Genomic DNA, 1247 nt, shown 5'->3' on the forward strand with positions numbered 1-1247 from the left:
CATCCATGTGATGCATCAGACCCACCATTCTTTGAAGATACAATTCAATTCTTTATCTTCTCAGGTGGTGGAGGACTCTAAGGATCTTTTATTACGATTTTTGCCAACCTCTTTGAATCAAATTAGAATTTTTATTATCTCCTATTCCTGTAGCATATCTCCAAACATATGGCTTTGATGAATTCATTTTATTTTTAATTTGAATTAAAGATTCAAGCTCTGACTCTAAATTAGAATCAGCTTGTCCACACTCTTTGCAAAATTTGCATTTTGAATCAAGCTCTAGTGGTTGGGATTCAATTACAGGATATGCACGACAAGCCAGAGGTCTTTGATCATAAATCTTACAAGTAAATCCTCCATGTGGTGAGCGCGCATCACTTGCAGTATCTAAAAACGGACAAGTGTTTCCATTCTCTTCAATTCCCATTAGCTGATATGCTAATACTTCTGGTTCTTCATCCTCCGAATCAGAAACTCCAATTCTAGGTAGTATGTTAATCTCTAAATTCTCTTTTCTAGCTAGCTCTTCTATTTTCTTTTTTTCTTCAGGTAAAATCAAAACGCCAATCTTTCCAAATTCCACACTTGGATAATACTCTCGCTCCACACAACACTGAGAGCATTCCTCAATGCACTCAAAGCGTTTTGCAGAACTCATTTTTTTGATTTGCTCCAACGGTCCTTGTTAAAGAGAACAAAGCTTGCCATAAACACTGCAAGCATTGCAATGCCAGTTACATATGCATAGTTGAACTCCTCTGAATCTACATCAACATTATAGTTTAGTGCAAATGTTGCAATGAGCAATCCTACTCCAAGAAAGGTTAGTAGTCTGTGGAGTTCCATTAATTGCAGACCTGTCTTGTCATATTTACTGTTAACCACAAACTAGCAGTCAGCGCACCGAGAAGAATTTAGCACAAATTCACATAACCTAAAGCCTTGAAAAAAATTCTAATCGTGCTAAAAAATAGTGATTACCTTGACTTTCTTGCAGCAGCCCAGGAATGTGGCAAGCTAACTGCAAAAGACATGATAGAAGACCTCATCCGATATTATGTGATAGTTCAAAGAAACAAAGAAAAGATCCTAGGGTCAGTCCAGCAACGCCTAGATGGTAGAACTGACTAGAATTTTTCATAAAGTAGACCTAATTATTACAAATTATACACTATTTCTTATAATATTTCCAACCTAAATGAAAATCTATATGATTACTATATAGAATTAGTAGATCAGGTCTA

Annotated in this window: 3 protein-coding genes; 1 reads left to right on the plus strand and 2 read right to left on the minus strand. The window is 35.9% G+C overall.

What is annotated here, in order from left to right:
• Positions 1 to 91: 91 nt before the first annotated feature.
• Together C6988_RS09715 and C6988_RS09720 are read right to left on the minus strand one after the other, a co-directional pair.
• The gene (locus C6988_RS09715) at positions 92 to 661 is read right to left on the minus strand and encodes a YkgJ family cysteine cluster protein (protein ID WP_182135058.1); all 570 of its coding nucleotides are present in this window, start codon (positions 659 to 661) and stop codon (positions 92 to 94) included.
• The gene (locus tag C6988_RS09720) at positions 658 to 849 is read right to left on the minus strand and encodes a hypothetical protein (protein ID WP_182135062.1); all 192 of its coding nucleotides are present in this window, start codon (positions 847 to 849) and stop codon (positions 658 to 660) included. The genes C6988_RS09715 and C6988_RS09720 overlap by 4 nt, the downstream gene beginning before the upstream one ends.
• 96 nt (positions 850 to 945) lie before the next feature.
• Between C6988_RS09720 and C6988_RS09725 the strand changes: the two genes are divergently transcribed.
• The gene (locus C6988_RS09725; protein ID WP_182135060.1) at positions 946 to 1134 is read left to right on the plus strand and encodes a hypothetical protein; all 189 of its coding nucleotides are present in this window, start codon (positions 946 to 948) and stop codon (positions 1132 to 1134) included.
• Positions 1135 to 1247: the final 113 nt, after the last annotated feature.

Source organism: Nitrosopumilus sp. b1 (assembly GCF_014078545.1).
Classification (GTDB): Archaea; Thermoproteota; Nitrososphaeria; order Nitrososphaerales; family Nitrosopumilaceae; genus PXYB01.